This window comes from Prosthecomicrobium pneumaticum, assembly GCF_014199915.1.
Lineage (GTDB): Bacteria > Pseudomonadota > Alphaproteobacteria > Rhizobiales > Kaistiaceae > Prosthecomicrobium > Prosthecomicrobium pneumaticum.
In genome coordinates, this window is sequence record NZ_JACHOO010000014.1 from 1 (window position 1) to 19,098 (window position 19,098).

The 19,098-nt window shown below is 69.9% G+C and carries 18 protein-coding genes; 4 read left to right on the forward strand and 14 right to left on the reverse strand.

Annotated elements, in window-relative coordinates; genetic code table 11:
- Positions 1-207, forward strand: a 207-nt coding sequence (locus GGQ63_RS20935) for a pyridoxal-phosphate dependent enzyme (protein WP_343061240.1), incomplete at its 5' end; no start/stop codon positions are given.
- Positions 208-248: 41 nt separating this feature from the next.
- On the opposite strand, the gene GGQ63_RS20940 is transcribed toward GGQ63_RS20935, so the two are convergent.
- From GGQ63_RS20940 to GGQ63_RS20950, 3 genes are all read right to left on the reverse strand, one after another.
- Positions 249-2,006 carry a PQQ-dependent sugar dehydrogenase gene (locus GGQ63_RS20940; RefSeq protein WP_183858575.1) on the reverse strand — a complete coding sequence of 586 codons (1,758 nt, stop codon included), beginning with the start codon at positions 2,004-2,006 and terminating at the stop codon, positions 249-251.
- Positions 1,999-2,454 (reverse strand): DUF2231 domain-containing protein, encoded by a 456-nt coding sequence (locus GGQ63_RS20945; protein ID WP_183858576.1) that lies wholly within the window; start codon positions 2,452-2,454, stop codon positions 1,999-2,001. The genes GGQ63_RS20940 and GGQ63_RS20945 overlap by 8 nt, the downstream gene beginning before the upstream one ends.
- Positions 2,455-2,603: 149 nt before the next feature.
- A complete protein-coding gene (locus GGQ63_RS20950) occupies positions 2,604-3,080 on the reverse strand; it encodes an Lrp/AsnC family transcriptional regulator (protein ID WP_183858626.1) in 477 nt (158 codons plus the stop codon).
- A gap of 169 nt (positions 3,081-3,249) precedes the next feature.
- Between GGQ63_RS20950 and GGQ63_RS20955 the strand changes: the two genes are divergently transcribed.
- Positions 3,250-3,969, forward strand: a complete 720-nt coding sequence (locus GGQ63_RS20955; RefSeq protein ID WP_183858577.1) for an aspartate/glutamate racemase family protein — start codon at positions 3,250-3,252, stop codon at positions 3,967-3,969.
- A gap of 34 nt (positions 3,970-4,003) precedes the next feature.
- Here GGQ63_RS20955 and GGQ63_RS20960 read toward each other — a convergent pair whose 3' ends face one another.
- Genes GGQ63_RS20960 through GGQ63_RS20980 form a run of 5 tightly spaced genes read right to left on the reverse strand, consistent with a single transcriptional unit; the run spans position 4,004 to position 8,541 of the window.
- Positions 4,004-5,029, reverse strand: a complete 1,026-nt coding sequence (locus GGQ63_RS20960; RefSeq protein ID WP_183858578.1) for a glycosyltransferase family 2 protein — start codon at positions 5,027-5,029, stop codon at positions 4,004-4,006.
- Positions 5,026-6,102, reverse strand: a complete 1,077-nt coding sequence (locus tag GGQ63_RS20965; RefSeq protein WP_183858579.1) for a nucleotidyltransferase family protein — start codon at positions 6,100-6,102, stop codon at positions 5,026-5,028. Before GGQ63_RS20965 ends, GGQ63_RS20960 begins: the two co-directional genes overlap by 4 nt.
- A complete protein-coding gene (locus GGQ63_RS20970; protein ID WP_183858580.1) occupies positions 6,099-6,932 on the reverse strand; it encodes a hypothetical protein in 834 nt (277 codons plus the stop codon). Before GGQ63_RS20970 ends, GGQ63_RS20965 begins: the two co-directional genes overlap by 4 nt.
- Positions 6,929-7,978, reverse strand: coding sequence for a glycosyltransferase family 2 protein (locus GGQ63_RS20975; protein WP_183858581.1), 1,050 nt, complete (start codon positions 7,976-7,978; stop codon positions 6,929-6,931). The genes GGQ63_RS20970 and GGQ63_RS20975 overlap by 4 nt, the downstream gene beginning before the upstream one ends.
- Before the next feature lie 14 nt (positions 7,979-7,992).
- On the reverse strand, positions 7,993-8,541 hold the full coding sequence (locus tag GGQ63_RS20980) for a PqqD family protein (RefSeq protein WP_183858582.1): 549 nt from the start codon (positions 8,539-8,541) through the stop codon (positions 7,993-7,995).
- Between the two features lie 118 nt (positions 8,542-8,659).
- Between GGQ63_RS20980 and GGQ63_RS20985 the strand changes: the two genes are divergently transcribed.
- Positions 8,660-8,833: a hypothetical protein gene (locus GGQ63_RS20985; RefSeq protein ID WP_183858583.1), complete on the forward strand. Its 174-nt coding sequence runs from the start codon at positions 8,660-8,662 to the stop codon at positions 8,831-8,833.
- 82 nt (positions 8,834-8,915) lie between these two features.
- On the opposite strand, the gene GGQ63_RS20990 is transcribed toward GGQ63_RS20985, so the two are convergent.
- Genes GGQ63_RS20990 through GGQ63_RS21000 form a run of 3 tightly spaced genes read right to left on the reverse strand, consistent with a single transcriptional unit; the run spans position 8,916 to position 12,868 of the window.
- The gene (locus tag GGQ63_RS20990) at positions 8,916-10,106 is read right to left on the reverse strand and encodes an alginate lyase family protein (protein WP_183858584.1); all 1,191 of its coding nucleotides are present in this window, start codon (positions 10,104-10,106) and stop codon (positions 8,916-8,918) included.
- On the reverse strand, positions 10,103-11,302 hold the full coding sequence (locus tag GGQ63_RS20995) for an efflux RND transporter periplasmic adaptor subunit (RefSeq protein WP_183858585.1): 1,200 nt from the start codon (positions 11,300-11,302) through the stop codon (positions 10,103-10,105). The genes GGQ63_RS20990 and GGQ63_RS20995 overlap by 4 nt, the downstream gene beginning before the upstream one ends.
- A gap of 3 nt (positions 11,303-11,305) precedes the next feature.
- On the reverse strand, positions 11,306-12,868 hold the full coding sequence (locus GGQ63_RS21000) for a glycosyltransferase (RefSeq protein ID WP_183858586.1): 1,563 nt from the start codon (positions 12,866-12,868) through the stop codon (positions 11,306-11,308).
- A gap of 362 nt (positions 12,869-13,230) precedes the next feature.
- On the opposite strand from GGQ63_RS21000, the gene GGQ63_RS21005 reads away from it, so the two are divergent.
- Positions 13,231-15,168, forward strand: a complete 1,938-nt coding sequence (locus GGQ63_RS21005; RefSeq protein ID WP_210308613.1) for an acyltransferase family protein — start codon at positions 13,231-13,233, stop codon at positions 15,166-15,168.
- Here GGQ63_RS21005 and GGQ63_RS21010 read toward each other — a convergent pair.
- From GGQ63_RS21010 to kdpC, 3 genes are read right to left on the reverse strand one after another with little or no spacing between them, the layout of a single operon-like run.
- Positions 15,147-15,839 carry a response regulator gene (locus GGQ63_RS21010; protein WP_183858588.1) on the reverse strand — a complete coding sequence of 231 codons (693 nt, stop codon included), beginning with the start codon at positions 15,837-15,839 and terminating at the stop codon, positions 15,147-15,149. The genes GGQ63_RS21005 and GGQ63_RS21010 overlap by 22 nt on opposite strands.
- A complete protein-coding gene (locus tag GGQ63_RS21015) occupies positions 15,836-18,505 on the reverse strand; it encodes a sensor histidine kinase (RefSeq protein WP_183858589.1) in 2,670 nt (889 codons plus the stop codon). Before GGQ63_RS21015 ends, GGQ63_RS21010 begins: the two co-directional genes overlap by 4 nt.
- Positions 18,502-19,095, reverse strand: a complete 594-nt coding sequence (gene kdpC, locus GGQ63_RS21020) for a potassium-transporting ATPase subunit KdpC (protein ID WP_183858590.1) — start codon at positions 19,093-19,095, stop codon at positions 18,502-18,504. The genes GGQ63_RS21015 and kdpC overlap by 4 nt, the downstream gene beginning before the upstream one ends.
- Positions 19,096-19,098 lie beyond the last annotated feature (3 nt).

Sequence of the window (19,098 nt, forward strand, 5' to 3'; positions counted from 1 at the left end):
GTGCGGCGCCATGTCGACGAGATCGTTCTGGTCGAGGACGAGGCGATGGTGGAGGCGAGCCGCTGGCTGTGGTTCGAGCTCGGCATCGCGGCGGATCTTTCGGGGGCGGCGTCGGTGGCGGCCCTTCGCTCGGGCGCCGTCGCCTTCGGCCCCGGCCGCACCATCGCCGGCCTCGTCTGCGGCGCGGGACCCGACGGCATCGGCTGAGAGCGCGCGGGGGCCGGAGCGCGACGCTCCGGCCCGATTCTTCAGGGCGTTGTCGCCGGGGCGGGCGGCACGGTCGCAGGCGCGATCTCCGTCTGCGAAGGGGTCGGCGTCGCCGCGCTTCCGGCCGGAGCGGCCGGCTCCTGCCCGGTCAGCTGTTCGTCCGGCGAGGGTGACGGCGCGGCAGCGCCCTCGTCCGCCGGGGGCGCTTCGGGAGCGGCGGGCGCCCCCGTCGCCGGCGGGACCGGCGCCGGAGCGGCCGTGTCGGGTGCGACCGTGCCGGGTGCCGTTGACGGCGCTGCCGGACCGCCCTCTGGGGGCGCCACGCCACCCTGTTCCGGGGACGGCCCGCCAGATGCGGCGCCGGGCGTCTCGGCCGCCGGTGCCGTTGCCGCGGGAGCCGTATCGCTGCCCGGGGACGCGACGCTCATATCGGTGCCGAGCGGCTCCGGCGTGACCGAGCCGTCCGCGGCAGCGACGCGCCACACGGTATTCCCGGCATCATCGGCGACGAGCAGCGCCCCCGTTCCGTCGATGCCGACGCCGACGGGCCGGCCGCGGGCCCGCTCGCCGTCGAGGAAGCCGGTCACCACATCCTGCGCCTTGCCGGACGGCATGCCGTTCTCGAACGGCACATAGACGACCTTGTAGCCGTTGAAGAAGGTGCGGTTCCAGCTGCCGTGTTCGCCGACGAAGGCGCCGTTGCGGTAGGCTTCCGGCAGGGCCGAGCCCATGGTGAAGGTCATGCCGAGCGGTGCCACATGGCTCGACAGCGCATAGTCCGGCGGAATGGCGCGCTCGACCAGATCGGGCCGCTGCGGCCGGACGCGCGGATCGACATGTTGGCCATAATAGCTCCACGGCCAGCCGTAGAACGCCCCGTCCTTCACCGACGTCATGTAATCGGGGACGAGATCGGGACCCAGTTCGTCGCGCTCGTTGATCACGGCCCAGAGCACGCCGGTGTCGGGGTGGAAGGTCAGCCCGTTCGGATTGCGCAGACCCGAGGCGAACACCCGGCTCGCGCCGGTCTGCCGGTCGACCTCCCAGATCGCGGCGCGCCCCTTCTCGGCCTCGAGCCCGTTCTCCATCGCGTTCGAGTTCGAGCCGACCGAGACATAGAGGAAGCGGCCGTCCGGTCCGAGCGCCAGGTCCTTGGTCCAGTGATGGTTGATCGGCCCGCCCGGCAGCGGCGTCAGCACGCGCGGCGCCGCTGTGATGGCGGTCTCGCCGAGCCGGTAGGGATAGACAAGGATCGCCTCGGTGGTGGCGACATAGAGCGTGTCGTCCGCGAAGGCGAGGCCGAAGGGCGAGGCGAGGCCCTCGAGGAGGTCGTAGCGTGCATCGACGCGCCCATCGCGATTGGTATCGCGCAGCAGGGTGACGAGGTTGCTCTCCTTCGACGGTCCGGCGCCGCTGCCGTGCGAGATCGCCATGATCCAGCCGCGGATCACATCCTTCGGCCGTGACACGGGCTCGCCTTCCGGCCCGCGCGACTGGACGACGAGCACATCGCCATTCGGCAGCGTGTGGAGGGCGCGCGGATTGGCGAGATCGCGGGCATAGGCGGTGACGGCGAGCCCCTCGGGCACGGCCGGCGTCTCGCCCTCCTGCCAGCCGATCACTTCGGCGACCTTCATGTCGGCGAGGATGGGCTGATGCGGTTCGGGCAGGACCGGGTCCGGCCCGATCTGCTGCGTGATGTCGAAATCGGTGCCCTCGTCGCTGCAGCCGGCGAGCCCGACGAGCAGGACGGCGCCGGCGGCGAGCAGGGCGATGCGGCGGAAACGGAACTCAGCCATGGATGGTCACTCCCGGACGGCGGCGCAGCACGACCGAGCGGCTGAGCCGATCGGTGAGGATCATCACGAGGATGGTGACGACGGAGACGACGAGTCCGGTCGGCACGACGGCGGTCCAGCCGTCGCGGGCATGAACGAGACTGTTGAAGGAGGCGAGGAGGAGCACGATCAGCCCGCCGAGGAAGAAGGGCCAGCCGACACCGCGCGCCCAAACGAGGCCGCCGAGCACCAGCGCGACGAGCGCCGCCACGATGGTCAGGAGGCCGAAGACGAGCCCGGCGAAGAGAAGCCAGGAGGAGAAATTCACCCACATCAGATTGGCGGTCCGCCAATAGGCGATGTCGGTGAAGAGCGTGAGGGTGAAGCAGACGATCGGAAACTGCGCCAGCACAGAGGTGACGTGATGCGCCGCGATCGCCGCCGCGGACGGGGGATGAATATGCGCCATGGTCGCACCTCGTCATCGATGGAAGGGAAGCCGTCGGTAGGGTCTCTACGGGCGAGCGCGGGATTGGTTGCCCGCACCCGCTCCCGCCCGACGGGCCTCCCCCGACGACCGGCGCAGCGACGCCGCGGCGGGCGACGCCAAGCGGCCGCCTATCCCGCTCCGCCGCGGAGATGCCGCGTCGGCACCGCCGTGTCGCTCTTCAGCGTTTCCATCGAGATATAGGCGGATATGTCGTGCAGGCTGATCCGTTTGACGATCGCCTTGTAGATGACATCGTAATATTCGACGTTCGGTAGCACGATCTTCATGATGTAGTCGACATTGCCGGTCAGCCGGTGCACCTCGACGATCTCCGGTATGTCGGCCACGACGGCACGAAGATCGTCGAGCCAGTCCGCGGTGTGCTGCGATGTGCGCAAAAGGACGAAGATCGTGGTGGGAAGACCGATGCGGCGCCGATCGACGAGGGCGACGGTCCGCGCCACATAGCCCTCCTCCTTCAGCCGCGCGATGCGGCGGGAGCAGGCGGAGATCGAAAGATGGACCGCATCGGCGAGCGTGCCGATCGGCGTCTCCGCATCGGCCTGGAGGAGATCGAGGAGCTTGCGGTCGCGGTCGTCGAGCATGGCGCGAGGGTAGGGTGGCACCACACCCGCCGCAAGCGGATTGCGCATTCCGGAACAAGGGCGCCGCTTCCTTGCATCACAGTCGCCTCCGGCGCTTCACGACGCGCGCGATTTGCAGCCGAGGTGAGCTAGTGTGGCGATGGCTGAAAGCGACGGGAGATGGGCCGAGATGGCGACGATCGGACTGATCGGCGGGATGAGCTGGGAGAGCACGCTCGTCTATTACCGGCGGCTCAACGAGGCCGTGCGGGCGCGCCGGGGCGGCCTGCACTCCGCCGACATCCTGCTTCGGTCGCTCGATTTCGAGTCCGTCGTCGCGCTGCAGAAGGCGGGTCGCTGGGATGCCGCCGGCGCCCTCCTCGGGGAGGCGGCGGCCGGGCTCGCGCGGGGCGGCGCCGATTGCGTGCTGATCTGCACCAACACGATGCATCTCGTGTCCGGAGCGGTGCGGGAGGCGGCGGGCATTCCCCTCATCGACATCATCGACGAGACCGGCCGGGCGATCCGCGCCGCCGGCTTCGAGCGGCCGCTCCTGCTCGCCACCCGCTACACGATGGAACACGGCTTCTACGCACGCCAGATGCGGGAGCGTTCCGGCCTCGACGTCATGACGCCGGCGGCCGCCGAGGACCGCGGCGCGATCCACGGCATCATCTTCGAGGAGCTCTGCCAGGGCATCGTGCGGCCGGATTCCCGCGCCGCCGCGGAGCGCATCATCGCCGACGGACTCGCCGGGGGGGCGGATTGCGTCATTCTCGGCTGCACCGAACTGTGCCTGCTGCTCGACGAAGCGGCCCTCCCCTGCCCCGTCTTCGATTCGACCGGCATCCATGTCGAAGCGGCGCTCGCCTTCGCCGCGGCCGCAGCAACCGCGCGGACAGCGGCGTAGGCGCACCCGCCCGGCGCGGCGCCGCGGGGTCGGCTCAGCGGCGCGGCGCCGCCCGGATGCGCGCCCAATGGTCCGTCGCGGCGGCGAGACTCTCATCGAGGGGCATCTCCTCCGACGGACCGCGCTGCGCGGCGACGAAGAGTCGATGCAGCGCGTCGCCTTCCGGCGAGGCGGGATCAACGGCCCCCGCCGGCGCGGCGAGCCATTCCGGAGGGAAATAGGCCCCGAGCGGCTCGTCGCCGAACACCGGCCGGCAGATGCGCAGGAAGGCGGGCAGATAGGCGGGCCAGTTGATCGGCGAGGGTGCGAGCCGATTGAGCGTCGGCGCGGCCGAACGCGCGACGAAATTGCGGAGCACCTGTTCGCTCTGTTCGCGCCGCACGCCTTGCAGGCGACGCCAGGTGTTGCCGGGATGGGCGCGATAGAGAAGCAGCCTTTCCGGCAGCAGGACGGGCTCCGTCCAGCGCACAGCGCGCAAGGCAAAGTCCCAGTCCTGCGTCAGCGTCAGCGCCGGATCGAAGCCGTCGGCGAGATCGAACAGCGCTCTTGAAAAGAAGAAATTGCTCGACGTAACCGAGATGTTGCTGAGGACGAAGGCGAATCCGAAGGTCGGCAGCTGCGCCGCCCGATCGAACTTGCTGCGATACCATTCCGAGAACAGGGAAAAATCCTCGGTCTGGCCACTCTCGATGAATTCCACGCCGGAAACGCCGAAGAACAAATCCTCCCCCTCTGCTCGCGCGGCGAAGGCCGCCAGCCGGCCCGGCGCATAGAGATCGTCGGAATTGAGGATCGCGACGTAATCGGCGTCGATCCGGTCGATCATGCGGTTGATGGTGCGCGCCGAGCCGCGATTGTCCTGCCGGTCGATGCGAACACTCAGCCCGACCGGTGCCTTCGCTCGTGTTCGCTCGGCGACGGCGGCGGTGTCGTCGGACGACCCGTCGTCGAGGATGTGCACCTCGAGCTCCGGCCAGTTCTGCGCAAAGACGCTTTCCAGCGCCCCTGCAATGAAGGGTGCATGGTTGTAGGCCGGAATGGCGACGGCGATCTTCTTCAAAAGGGTTCTTCTCGGGTTGAACCGCCGCTTCGTCGCGGGGAGACGCTCCGCCAGCCGATCGAGGGGCCGACAGCCTGGCGCGCCCGCGCCTTGAGGCCGATCGCCTTCATCATGGTCCAGGCGAGAAGCCCATGGCGCGGTGCGAAATCGTCGTGGCGGAGGATGCGCTCGAGCTCGATCTGATCGACGCGGCGGCGCGGCGGCGGCAGCGGCACGGCGACGCCCATCAGCATCTGCGCGAGATGGATGAAGTTGCGGAAGGCGATCCGGTGGCTCGCGAGAAGGATATCGGCGTCGCGCCAGTCCGCCGCCCGCCAGGCGACCGCGCATTCGGCGAGTTCGAGCAGATAGCGCGGATCGAACCAGGCCTGGCTGAAGCCGCGATCCGCGATCTGCGCGTGCAGCACATTGCCCGCGATCCGGCAGGCCCGCGACGGCAGGGCGAAGCGCGCGCCATCGCGCTCGAAAGGGATCGCCTCATCGAGGAAGATGGCCGTCATCGCCGCATCGGCATAGCGGAAGGGTCGACGGTGGACATCGACGATCACGCCGCTTTCGCGGTCGACGAAATCCGGCCAGCTGTGGAACATCCGCTCTGGCCGGCCACGCGGCGGCGCGGTCTCGGCGACGGCGAGCCCGCTCGCCAGAAGGCGGTCGTAGACCGGCTCCGGCCCGGCGACGAGCAGATCGAAATCGTGCAGGTAGCGGCGGTCCGGGTCGCCCGAGGGTGGATCGAAGAGCTGGCCGCCGCCCTTCAGGAGCACCGGCACGATCCCTTCCGCGTTGAGCCGGCGCGCGAGGTCGAGAAAGGCCGGGACCATCAGCCGGTTGCGGCGGGCATTGTCGCGATAGGCGGCGCGCAGGTCATCCGCGGCCGCCTCGGGAACGGCCGCGAAATCGGGATCGACCCGCAGCCGCGCCCAGAGCGATGCGGCGACATGGGCATGGCGCGCCAGACGGACGACCGGATGCCAGTCGACGGCCGCGAGGTCCGGACGGGGACCGGCCGGGGAGACGAGCCGCAGCAGCGTCTCGACCGTGCGACGCTCCGGATAATGGCCGTCCACCTTCATCGCAGCGCGCCGAGCACCGCGTCGAGACCCGCCTGCTGCTCCCCCTCGCCGACCGAAATGCCGAGATAAGGCAGCGCGAGCAATTGCCGGGCCGCCCGGTGGGCACAGGCGAGCGGCGGCGTCGACCAGTCGCGCGCCCAGTCGAGCAGGGCGAACATCGCCTCGAAGCGTTCGGGCCGGAACGGCCGGATTCCCGGGCCCGCATGACGCCGCAGAAAGATCGAGCCGCGCACGGCGAGCTTCTGGGTAGTGTCGAGGATTCCCGGCGCCGAGCGCGGAACGAGCAGGCAGGCCCGGCCGTCGAGCACGCCATGGAGCGGCGCGCCGGGTACGAGCACCAGGCGGTCGTCTGCGGCGGCGACGACCTCCGGGCTGACCCGTCTCTTGAGCGGCCGCGGCACCGCTTGGGCGAGGCCGGTCTCGGGTTCCAGGTGAATGACGTCGTCACCGAGCAACGGCACGCCGCGCTCGAGCGCCATCTGCGCCAGCGTCGACTTGCCGGCGAACGGCGCGCCGAAGACGAGCAACGCCTTGCCCTCGATAACGAAACAGGCGGCGTGGAGCAGGAAGGCGCCCTTCTTCTCGGCGAGTACGTCGCCGGCCGTCAGGGTCAGCCAGACCAGCAGGTCCGCGCTGTTCGCGAAGCGCACCTCATCCGCATAGGAGCGCAGCGTCGCGCCCGAGAGGAGCGTGATCTCCCCCTCCTCCCCACCGGCCGGCACGCGTTCCGAAGACAGACCGAGCAGATCGTCGATGCGCGCCGCCCAGTCCGGATCGGGCAAACCGAGCCGCAGCCCGGCGCCGAGCCAGTCATAGCGGTGCACGATCATGCTGCCCGATCCTCGATCGGGGCCGCGGCGGTGGCCTCCCACGCGGCAGCCGCCGCTCGCATCAGGTCCTCCGTGCTGCGCTCGAGATTGGCACTCCGCGCGCGAGACTCGGCGAGGAGCCGCTGCAGGGCGCGCGCATCGGCAGGAGCCCCCGGACCCGGCGGCAGGCCGCCGCGCAGCAGGCCGGGAGGCAGATAGGCGCCGATCGGCTCCGCGCCGAAGGCCGGCGTGCAGGAGCGGGCGAAGAGCTGAAAGAAGTGCGGCCAGTTCACCGGCGTCGGCGCGAGCGGATTGACCGCCTCCCCGCCTGCCCAGTCGCAATAGGCCGCGAAGGCCGCGCGGCTCTGCGCGACGGCCCGGTCGGCGAGGCCGCGGAAGGAGTTCGTGGCGTGGACACGGTAGTCGAGCAGCCGCTCCGGCACGAACACCGGCTCGACGAAGCGCATCGCCTTGAAGAGGAACTCCCAGTCCTGCGTCAGGGGAAGCGCCGGGTTGAAGCCGCCGACCCGGTCGAAGAGCGCGCGCGAGAACAGAAAATTGCTCGACGAGATGGCGAGGTTGACGGCGGTGAGAATGAAGCCGCAAGTCGGCAGGCTGAGCGCATAGGCGAGCTGGCCGCGGTACCAATCCTCGAAGGTGAGGCCCGGCGCGATCATCGCCTCAGGAGCGAAGGCGACTCCGCTGAAGGCGAGGAAGTCCCCACCCGGCCGCGCCCGGGCCATCATCGCAGCGAAACGCCCCGGGCGATAGCAATCGTCGGAATTGAGGATGGCGACATAGTCCGCGTCACACCCCGCGACCAGCCGGTTGATCGTCTCCGCCGAGCCGGCATTCGCCTGCGTCGCGAGGCGGGAGGGAAAGCGGTGCAGACGGGCGAGGGCCGCGTCCGCCACCCGACAGGTCGCGTCCGTTGAGCCGTCGTCGAGGACGGAAAGCGTCAGTTCGGGCCAGTCCTGAAGCGCCACCGATTCGATCGCCTCGGCGACATAGGCGGCGTGGTTGTAGGCCGGGATGACCACGGCGACACGCGGAGCGGTCCGGGACATGCGAAACGATCCGCTCACGCGTCGCCGTGGATCAGCCCCAGTTCCAGGAGCCTCGCCAGGAAGCTCTCGACCGTCGCCGCAACATGCTCCGGCGTCGCATCGGGCCAGGCCTCGCACAGCAAGGCTTCGAGGTCGGCGGTGGTGTCGAAGAGGTCGAGCGCATCCCACAGGATCGCCCCCGCCTCGTTGAGCAGATGCGCCTTGCGGCTGCCGCGCGACACCACCATGACCTCGCCGCCGACCGGCTCGACGAAGACATCGTCCACCTTGCGAAACCGCCGCGCGTTGGCGGGCAGCGCATGGCTCAGAAGCCCCTGGTCCACCAGCACGCGCAGAAAGGCCCGCACCTCCGCCTCAGCGGCCTCGGCCGCCATGCCGCGACGCGCCTCGCACATCAGGATCGCGAGATCCTCGGCCGTCTCGAAATGGTCGAGCGCATCCCACAGCACCAGACCGGACTCGTTGAGCGCGAACGAACTCGCCGCATCCGTCCGCAGAAGAACGGTTTCGCTGCCGACGGCGAGGAGGCTCGCATTGCCCCGTTTGCGATAGGTACCGGTCAAGATGGCTTCCGCGGAGCGCAGGCTCGACCGCGGAGCCCCGCCCCACGTCCGCCCACGAGACGGTGGACACGATCAGCCCGCCCTTGGTAACTGTCAAGCGACGGGAAGGGGGAATGCCATGAACGAGCGGATTGAGGACGAACGGGCGGCCGAGGTCTCGGCCGAGGACGAACGGAAGGCCGGCGCCGAGCAGGCGCGACGCGCGCTCGTCGAGCGGCTCGGCAAAGCGCAGGCGGTACCGATCGCCGCTCCGCTGATGCTCAGCATGTCCTCGGCGGCGCTCGCGTACTGAGCCGCGACCCGACCCGGGCGAAGGCGCGCCGAACCGCGGGCTGCGAGCCCGCGAGTTGGTGTGGGGCGGCGGGAAGCGCCGCTCAGCGGCCGAGCGGCAGGAAATAGAGCGTCACGAAGCCGCCGAGGGCGCGATTGTAGGACGGGCGTTCGGAAGCGAGGAGCGCGTTCGCCGCATCCTGCCAGCGCCGCTTGCGTCCGACCAGTTCGAGCCAGCCGTAGAACTGTCGGTCCTCGAGGAAGGTGTCGTCCTGACCCGGCCATTTCGCGGGCTCGGCGGCCGCCTCGGGATTGAGCATCGCCGCGACGGAGAAATCGACGACCGTCGACAGCGAGCGGTCCCCGCCCGATATCGAGTAGAGGTCGTAGCCCTGCCGGGCGGCGACCTCGGCAATGAAGACGAGCGCCATGGTGGCGTAGACCTGATAGCGGGCCGCGTATTGTTGGCGCTTCATTTCGAGGGGCAGAGCGCCGTTCACCGCCGAATCCGCGATCGCCGAATAGACGGCGCTCACGCCGAGGCGGAACAGGTAATCGTCTCCGGTCAGCACGCCGATCATCGCGGAATAGAGCGCGCGCCGGTAGAAATGATTGTTGCAGCAGCTCCCTGCCACGTCGCCCGGCGGTCGCAGATGGTTTTTCGCGGCGGCGACCAGCCAGCGCTCGATTTCGGCCTTGTCCTCGTCGCGGCCCGGAACGTCGTCGCGCACGATCGAATAGGCGAAAGCGGCGGCGAACAGCGAGGATTCGATCTGGAACCACGTCTGCAGCCGCGACCGTTCGACCGCAAAGGAGAGAAAGGCCCGCGCCTGCGCCCAGCGGACGAGCACGTCGAGCAGACAATCGCCCGCACCGCTCTCCGGCGCGACCAGCTGCCGCGCCGCGAGCCGGCTCATAGCATCTTCGAAGGTGTGATAGGGCGAGGCCGCCAGCCGCCAGCCATCGCGGTCGTCGTAGAAGCGCGGCGTCATCTTGTCGCCGGCGATGACGGTGAGCCCTCTCGCCGCCGGACAGGCGTCGAACTTGCGGATATCGGCCATCAGCCGACGCAGCAGATGATCCCGGGTCTGCAGGAGCGCGGCGCGGCGCGCCTTGACGTCGAAATAGCCGGCCGCCCTGTCCTTGACCCGATAGACCGAGAGGTCGAGCCGCGCCCGCTCCTCGGGCAAGAGCGCGAACGAGGAGTCCACCGCAACGAGGCTCATCACGGCGACGAGGAGTGCCAGGACACAGAGCCGCAGAGCCTGCCGGAACGGGTTGCCGTCCATCGTCATCGGGAGATCACCACCGTTACGGGCGTGCCGGGCGCCAGATCGCCGAGCGGCCCATCGAATCGCAGGATCACGGTCGCCCGGCCGTCCGCGGGATCGCCGAGACCGATCATCGGCATCGGCGCAAACTGGTAGCGCACCGCCTCGACCGAGGCCGCGAACTCCGCTCCGCCCGCTGCACGCACCAGCGCGGGCTGACCGCTCACCACCGAAACCGCATCCGCCGGCGCGATCAAGGCTGCGGCCTTGATCTGGTCCTGACCCGCCGCCATCAGGCTCATCAGCAGCATGCCGGGTGCGACGCGGGTGCCGGGGGCCGCCGCCCACAGCACGGAGCAGTCGCAGTTCGAGCGGAAGGTGAGCGCGGCGGCCCGCTGTTCGAGCGCCTCGAGCCGCCGCCGCGCGAGTTCGGCGCGCAGAGGATTGGGACCGAGCCCCACATGACTGTCCTCCGCCCCCAGATCCGGCGCGGCGGCGCCGAAATAGGCGAGATTGGCCCGCTCGGTCTCGATGCCGGCCCGGATCTCGTCGGACTCGACGGTGACGAGCGTATCGCCGGGCTTGACGCGGGTGCGCATCGAAGGCCCGCCGGCAACCACGGTGCCATATTCTCCGCTGATGAGATCGATCCGCGGCGCAATGATCGCCGCGGCCTCGGCGCCGATCGTCGTCCAGTCGGCATAGAGCTTGCTGCCGATCGCCGCGACCCCGCCGACGAGCGCGATGAGGCTCACCACGAGCGCCACCCATGGCATCGTGCGGCGACGGACCGCCGCCGCGCTCTCGCCGGGGCGCGGCGTCTCGGCGTCCCAGCCGGCGGCGAGATCCTCGGCCGTCGGCAGCCAGCCGGCGGTGACGACCCGCACGAGCTGGACGAGCGTCGCCTCGGTCCGGGCATCCAGCTCGACCATCTCGTAGCGCCGCACCCCCGCATCCGCCGCGCCCTCGACCTCGGCGGGCACCAGCCGCAGCGGCAGGACGAGTTCGAAACCGGAGAGCGGCACGTGCAGCATGGCGCTGCGGGCGCGCGGCGCCTCGGCCTCCTCGACGACCAGATGGCGGCGAGAGAGACGAAGACCGCGCAGCGTCGTCTCGCCATCGACGACGCGGAAGCCGATCGCGACCTCGATCGCGGCGCGCACGTCGCGGCGCTCGACGACGACGCCGGCGGCATCGGCCGGCGGTACGGCGGGCTGCATCGCTCAGCCCCCCGCCACAATATGTGCGGTCGCGGCGGCCGCGCCGGCGATCGTCCCCACCGTGAGGAGATAGAGCGTGGTTGCGGCGAGCCGGGCGCCGCGGTCACCGCCGCCGCGGCGAATGAGCTGGCGGGTCCAAGCCTGCCGGTCGGGCCGGAAGAAGAGGTAGAGCTTCAGGGCGCTGCCCCAGATCTGGGTGTAGGCGAGGAGGACCGGCCAGGACGGAACAACCCGCCCCCAAAGCCCGCCATAGATCAGGGCGAGAAGGCTGCGCGAGACGAACAGCCAGGCGAGATAGACGACCACGAACCGCACGTCCTTGCCCACCGCGATGGCGAGAGCGGTGGCGAATCCGAACTGGGTGGTGACGACCGAAAGGCGCTGGTCGAGCAGACACCACCACAGGAACGGACCGCAGCGGCGCGGTCCGAGCCGCATCGAACGGCCATTCGCCCTGATCATGTTGCCGAACCAGCGCAGCATCAATCGCGTGCTGCCGGCCAAGAAGCCCGCGCCGCGCGGCATCGCCTCGAAGGACACCGCATAGACGTGCGGCAGATAGAGCATCCGCCCGCCCCGCCTCAGGATGGCGTACCACATCGACTTGTCGTCGCCGCTCAGCAGCCGGATCCGGCCGTGCAGCCAGTTGTCGACCGCGTCGTTCTGGATCAATTCGATCGTCTGCGCGTCGACGAGGTGGGGCGTCCGATAGACGGAAAAGCGGCCGGTCAGAACGAGGAGCCGGTCGGAGAGTGCGAGAGACGACATCATCAGATGACGCTGCGCGAAGCGCAGACGATACCAGTCCGCGCTCGGATCGCCGGGCGCGAGGCGCGCGTCATTGTTGGTGGTGAGCGCGGCGAGACCGGGATCGGCGGCGAAGAAGCGCAAGGACTCGGCGAGCGCGCCGGGGGTGAGCACGACGTCGCCGTCGAGCATCAACGTCGCCGAGCGGGCGGAGGGGTTCTTCCGCGCGATGGTGCGCAGCGCCATGGCGATCGCATCGCGCTTGCCCGTGCCGCGCTGGAACTGCGCCACGATGCGCAGATCGGCCGGCCGGCCGGCCTCGGCGAACAGTTCGTCGAGAATGGCACAGTCGCGGTCTGAGGTGATCGAGGCGACGATCGTCGCCGGCAGGCCGGTGGCGAGGCAGTTCTCGATCAGCGACCGATAGACGGCACGGAACTGCCAGGCGGGAATGCCGAAGGAGCAGACCACGGCGTAGACATGGTCGATCTCCGCCGCGATATCGGCACGCCGCGCACGGGCGCGCTTCCGCGGCATGACGATCCGCAGAAACGCGAGCGCGCGTACAAGGTGCAGCAGGGCCCAGCCATAACGCCAGGCGCCGAGCACGCCGAGCACCAGGAAGACGCGCTCGCGGGCGGCGATCGGGCCTTCGACGAGAACGAGCAGCGTGGCCCAGACGAGGACCGCCCCGGCAAGCAGCCAGGGCCAGCCGGCGTGGAAGCCCCGCGGCTCCGTTCCGGCCTCGGCACCGTGCGGTCCGCCGGCCGTGCCGATGCGGGGGGAATCCGGCGCCGTGCCGGCCTCGAGGACCGCCATCGCGCTACGGCAGCTCCCTCGGCGCGGATTCGGTCCCGCGGATGCGGCGAGGCGACGGTGCACACCGCCGCGGACCCGCCGGCCCATGGCGTCGCTTCCAACGACCATCCAAGCCCGCAGCCCCCGGACCCGACATCTTCAGCGCCCCCTCGGCACTTTCGCCTTACCTAAGGCGAGCCCATGATTAACGGCAAAGCCGATGCGCCGCAATCGCGGCCGGGAGGCGGCACGAAACGCCTGGGGATGGCGCTTCGACGCGGGGGGCGGCTCGCTTCGCCCTTTCCAAAGGCGCGCGGCTTGATACGGTGCGCCCGGAGGACGTGCCGTCGAGGCGCCGGGGGACGATGCGTTACAGACATGAGTTGGATGGCCTCCGGGCCGTCGCCGTCATTCCCGTCGTGTTGTTCCATGCCGGCTTCGGCGTCTTCTCCGGCGGCTTCGTCGGCGTCGACGTGTTCTTCGTCATCAGTGGCTATCTGATCACCGGTCTGATTCTCGAACAGCTCGAGGCCGGCCGCTTCTCGATCGCCGATTTCTACGAGCGGCGGGCGCGCCGCATCCTGCCGGCGCTGTTCCTCGTCGTCTTCGTCACCGCGATCTTCGCCTGGTTCATCCTCCTGCCCGACGAGCTGAAGGGTTTCGGCAAGAGCCTGATCGCGGTCTCCTTCTTCGTCTCCAATCTGCTGTTCGGCTATGAGGCCGACTTCTACTTCGCGACCGCGGCAGAGCTGAAGCCTCTGCTCCACACCTGGAGCCTCGCGGTCGAAGAACAGTTCTACCTCTTCTTCCCGCTCGTCATGATCGCGCTCTGGCGGTTCGACCGGCGCCGGCTGCCGGCGGCGCTCGGCCTTCTCGCTGCGCTCAGCCTCGGCATCTGCCTGTGGCGGACCATGATCGATTACGAGATCGACTTCTTCTCCGGGCCGACCCGGGCCTGGGAGTTGCTCGCCGGCGCGCTCTGCGTCTTCGCGCCCCGGCTGCCGCCGCGCTGGTGGCACGATCTCCTCGCCCTCCTCGGCCTCGGCGCGATCGTCGCGGCGGTCTTCCTGTTCGACGACCACATCCTGTTCCCGAGCGTCTACACCCTCGTGCCGGTGCTCGGCACGGTGCTGGTGCTCCTCTTCGCTCGTGAGGGCCGGCTCGTCGCCCGGCTCCTGTCGCTGCCGCCGCTCGTCGCGATCGGCCTCATCTCCTACAGCGCCTATCTCTGGCACCAGCCGCTGATCGCCTTCTATCGCGAATGGTCCTTCCCCTATCTCAACACCACCGAGCAGGGCGGCCTCGTCGTCGCCACGTTCATCCTTGGCGCGGCGTCGTGGTTCCTCGTCGAACGGCCGTTCCGCAACCGCGCCTTTCTCAGCCGCCGGGTGATCTTCATCGCCTCGGCGATCCCGACCGCCCTCTTTGCCGCGCTCGGCGGCGTCCTGGTCCTCGGCGACGGCTTCGCCGGCCGTTTCGCCGCGATCTCACCGATCTTTTCCGAGATGACCTACTATCGGGAAAAGCACTGGGAGGATTACAGCCTCTTCGTCAACCGCCTCGGCGAGATGGTCTATCAGTTCCCGCGCGAGGACACGACGAACATCCTCGTCATTGGCAACAGCTACGCCTTCGACATCGCCTTCGCCCTGGCACAATACAAGGATCTCTCGGTCGCCTACGAAGGAATGACCGGACACCTCTGCAACGAGTTCATTCTTCCCGGGCTGAACCCGAACAACAAGGACTACCAGGAGTGGAAGGAGCGCTGCGCCGCCAACGACTATCGCTTCTCCAACATTCCGCTGAAGACCGATGTGGTGATCGTCGCCGACAATCTGTTTGGCCGGAACCAATACGCCGACAGCGCGGTCTACAAGGCGTTCCTCGCCAATCTCAACGCCATCCGCGAGACCTTCAACGGCCGCGTCATCGTCATCAAGGGGCGGCCGCAATGGGATTTCGGCGGCTATCAGATCGCCGTCCGGCTGAAGACGGTGTCGAGCGCGACCAATGCCTATCTGCAGGGCCTGCTCGTTCGCGGCTATGACGAACTCGCCTCGATCGCCGACTACTATCGGAAGTTCTATGCGCTGCACCATGTCGAGTTCGGCACGCTCGTCACGCCGCTCTGCACACCGGCCGAAGGCTGCCGGATTCTCGGCGACGACGAGGTCTATTATTTCGACGGCGACCATCTGACCAAGGCCGGCGCCGACCTGGTCGGCCCCTATCTGCGCGCCCTCGCCCTCGGCCAGCCGACCCCGCCGGCCGCGGGCAAGCCGCCCTCGAACGGTCCTCAGGGAACGTCGAGCCGGTAGCCGACGCCGGGCTCGGTCAGGATCAGGTGCGGCTCGCCGGGATCGGCCTCGAGCTTCTGCCGGAGCTGGGCGACGAAGACGCGCAGATACTGCACGTCTTCGTCGTGTGCCGGCCCCCAGACCGCGGTCAGGAGCTGGCGGTGCGTCATCACCTTGCCGCCGGCCGAGGCGAGCTGCGCGAGCAGGTCGTATTCGCGCGGCGACAGCCGCGCCGGCTCGCCACCGCGCGTCACCAGCCGCCGCTCGAGATCGATCTCGACGCCGTGCGCGCTGATCCGCACCGGCACGCCGCCGCTCGTCAGCGCATGGCGGAGCGCGACACGCAGCCGCGCCAGCAGTTCGCCGACGCCGAACGGCTTCTGCACGTAGTCGTCGGCACCGGCATCGAGCGCGTCGATCTTCTCGGTCTCCTTGTCGCGCGCCGAGAGGATGACGATCGGCCCCTTGTAGAAGGCCCGTGCCCGGTCGAGCACGACGCGCCCGTCGAGATCGGGCAGGCCGAGATCGAGCACAACGGCGTCGGGCGCACGGCGCGCGATCTCCTTCAGCCCCGCCGCGCCGTCCTCGGCCCGCACATAATCATAGCCCGCCGCCTCCATCGCCGGCCCGAGGAAGCGATGGATCTGCGGCTCGTCGTCGATCACCAGGATGCGGGGGCGGGAGGCGCTCACGAGGGCAGCCGCCTTTCCTTCTTCAGACTGATCAGGACGCGGGTGCCGCGGCCGGCATGGATCGGGCTCGCCGCGGCGATCCGCCCGCCCATCGCCTCGACGAAGCCCTTGGCGATGGCGAGGCCGAGCCCGGCGCCCTTCTTGTTGCGGTCGGTCGCCTCCTCCATCCGGCGGAACTTCTCGAACACCCGTTCGAGCTCCGCCGTCGGGATGCCCGGCCCCTCGTCCTCGATGCTGATGACCACGTTGCCGGCATCCTCATAGGCCGCCACCTCGATCGGCGTCTCGTCCGGACTATAGGCGATCGCATTCTCGAGGATGTTGACGATCGCCTGTTCGAGCAGGGCCGCATCGGCCCGGACGAGCGACAGCGCAGCGGGGAAGTCGCGCTCGAAACGGCGCGCCCCGAGCCGACGGGCGACGCGGCCCATCGCGGCGCGCAGCACATCGCGCGCGTCGAGCGGCTCGGCGCGCGGGGCGAGCGCGCCGCCCTCGAGCTTCGTCATGTCGAGCAGGTCGCCGACATACCGATCGAGCCGCTCCGCCTCCTCCGCGATGCTGTCGAGAAGGTCGCGCCGCACCGGCTCCGTCAGCGAGGGCCCATATTCGATGAGCGTGGTCGCCGAGCCGAGCACGGTCGAAAGCGGGGTGCGCAGGTCGTGGCTGATCGAGTTGAGGAGCGCCGAGCGCAGCCGGTCGGTCCGCCGCAGAGCCTCGGCATCGGCCGCGCTCGCCGCGAGTTCCGCCCGCTCGAGCGCCACGGCGCCCTGGTCGAGCAGGGCCTGCACGAAGCGCGGATCGGTCCCGGCCCGTCGGTGCTCCGGCTCGACGGCCGCGACGCCGGCGCGGGTCTTCAGCCCCTGCAGCGGATGGAAGGTCCAGCCGGCATTCGGCAGCGTGCCGGTGCCGGCGCCCGCGGTCTCGCCCCGCTCCCAGGCCCAGCGCGCCGCCGCCATGTCGCCGGTGGTGAAGGCGGCTGCTTCGGGCGAGCCGACAGCCGGCGCGATCTCGGCGCCGTTCGGCAGCAGCACGGCGGCCCGGCCTCCGGTCGCCGCCGCCAGCTGCTCGGCGAGCGCGGCCGCCGCCGCGTCGCGCTCGGGTGCCGCGGAGAGGCGGCGGCTGGCGGCGAGGAGCGCGGTGACGGCGGCGGCCCGGCGCGAGGTCGCCGCCGCCTGATCGCGAACCCGGCCGGTCAGCCAGCCGGCTGCGAGCGCGACGAGGAAGAACACCGTGAAGGTGAAGACATCGGAACCCGAGCCGATATAGACGGTGTAGCGCGGATCGAGAAAAAAGAAGTTGTAGCTGAAAGCCGCGATCCCGGCCGCCGAGACCGCCGCCCACAGGCCGAAGCGCAGGCCGATGGCGAGCACCACGAGCAGGTAGATGAGCGCCAGGTTGACGTTGTCGGCATAGGTATCGGCGACCCAGGCGACGCCGGTCGCCGCCGCAATGCCGAGCGCGGCGGCGAGATGGCCGAGCCAGCCGCCGCGCAGGGCGGGCGACGCCGGAGCGGGCGCGGCCGAACGGTGCGGCTCCTCGGTGACGATGTGGAGCGCCGCGCCGGTCGCCCGTTCGAGCAGCGCCGGCGCGAGCTGGCGGCGGAAGCGGTCGCGCAAGCCCCGCCGGGCCGACTTGCCGACGACGATCTGGGTGATGTTGTTGCGCCGCGCGTGGTCGAGCACGGTGGCGACGAGATCGTCGCCATTGAGCACGAGCGTCGAGGCGCCGAGCTGCTCGGCGAGCTTCAGCGCCTCGGCGAGGCGCTGGGTGGAGAGTGAATCGGGCGGCGGGCGGTTCGGCCGCTCGACATGGGCGACCGTCCAGGGCGCATCCATCATCATGTCGGAGAGCCGGCGGCCGGCCCGCACCAGCGCACCGGCCATCGGATCGCCGCCGACGAGCACGAGGATCCGCTCGCCGGCCGCCCAGGGTCCTTCGAGGCCGCGCTGCCGCAGCGCCGCGACGAGCTGGTCGTCGACCGCCTGCGCGGTGCGGCGCAGCGCGAGCTCGCGCAGCGCATTGAGGGTCTCGGCCTTGAAGAACCGCTCGGCGGCGAGCCGCGCGGTCTCCGGCACATAGACCTTACCCTCGGCGAGCCGCTCGCGCAGCGTCGCCGGGGTGACGTCGACCACCTCGATCTCGTCGGCCCGTTCAAGAGCGGAATCGGGCACCGTCTCGCGCTGGCGTACGCCGGTGATCTTCCAGACCACGTCGACCAGGCTTTCGAGATGCTGGACGTTCAGCGTCGTCCAGACGTCGATGCCGGCATCGAGCAGTTCCTCGACGTCCTGCCAGCGCTTCGGATGGCGCGAGCCGGGCACATTCGAATGGGCGAACTCGTCGACGAGCAGCAGCTCCGGCCGGCGCGCGAGCGCGGCGTCGAGGTCGAATTCGAGCAGCGTCCGGCCGCGATAGGCGATCGGGCGCCGGGACAGCACTTCGAGCCCTTCGCACAGCGCCTCCGTGTCACGCCGCCCGTGCGCCTCGACGACGCCGACCGCCACATCGGTCCCGTCGGCACGCCGCCGCCGCGCCTGCGAGAGCATCTCGAAGGTCTTGCCGACCCCCGGCGCCATGCCGAGAAAGACCTTCAGCCGGCCGCGGCCGGTCTTCCCGACCGCCGCGAGCAGCGCTTCCGGATCCGGTCTCGGCCTCTCTTCGCTCATGGCTGTGTTGCTACGCCCGCCCCGGCCGACGAGTCGAGGTCCGCATTGACGGCGAGCACGTTGACCCGCGGCTGGCCGACGAAGCCGAACAGCCGGCCTTCGCTGTGACGATCGATGACGGCGCGCACGTCGGCCTCGCCGATGCCGCGCGCGGCGGCGATGCGCGGCGCCTGCAGGCGGGCGAACTCGGGCGAGATGTCGGGATCGAGACCGGAGGCCGAGGCAGTGACGGCGTCGGCCGGGATCGTGGCGCCCGGGGCTTCCGCCCGCAGGACCGCGGCGCGCGCCTTGACCGCCTCGATCAGCGTCTCGTTGAGCGGGCCGAGATTGGAGCCGGACGAGGCCGAAGCGTCATAGCCGTCGGACCCCGCGGCCGAAGGCCGGCCGTGCAGATAGCGCGGCCCCTCGAAATGCTGGCCGATCCAGCGTGAGCCGAAGACCGAACCGTCGGCGCGGGCGAGCAGCGAGCCTTCCGCCTGGCGGGGAAAGACCGCTTCCGCGATGCCGGTCATGGCGAGCGGATAGGCGAGGCCGAGAAGCAGGGTGAACAGCGCCGTCACGGCGAGCGCAGGGCGAAGATGCTGGAGCATGAT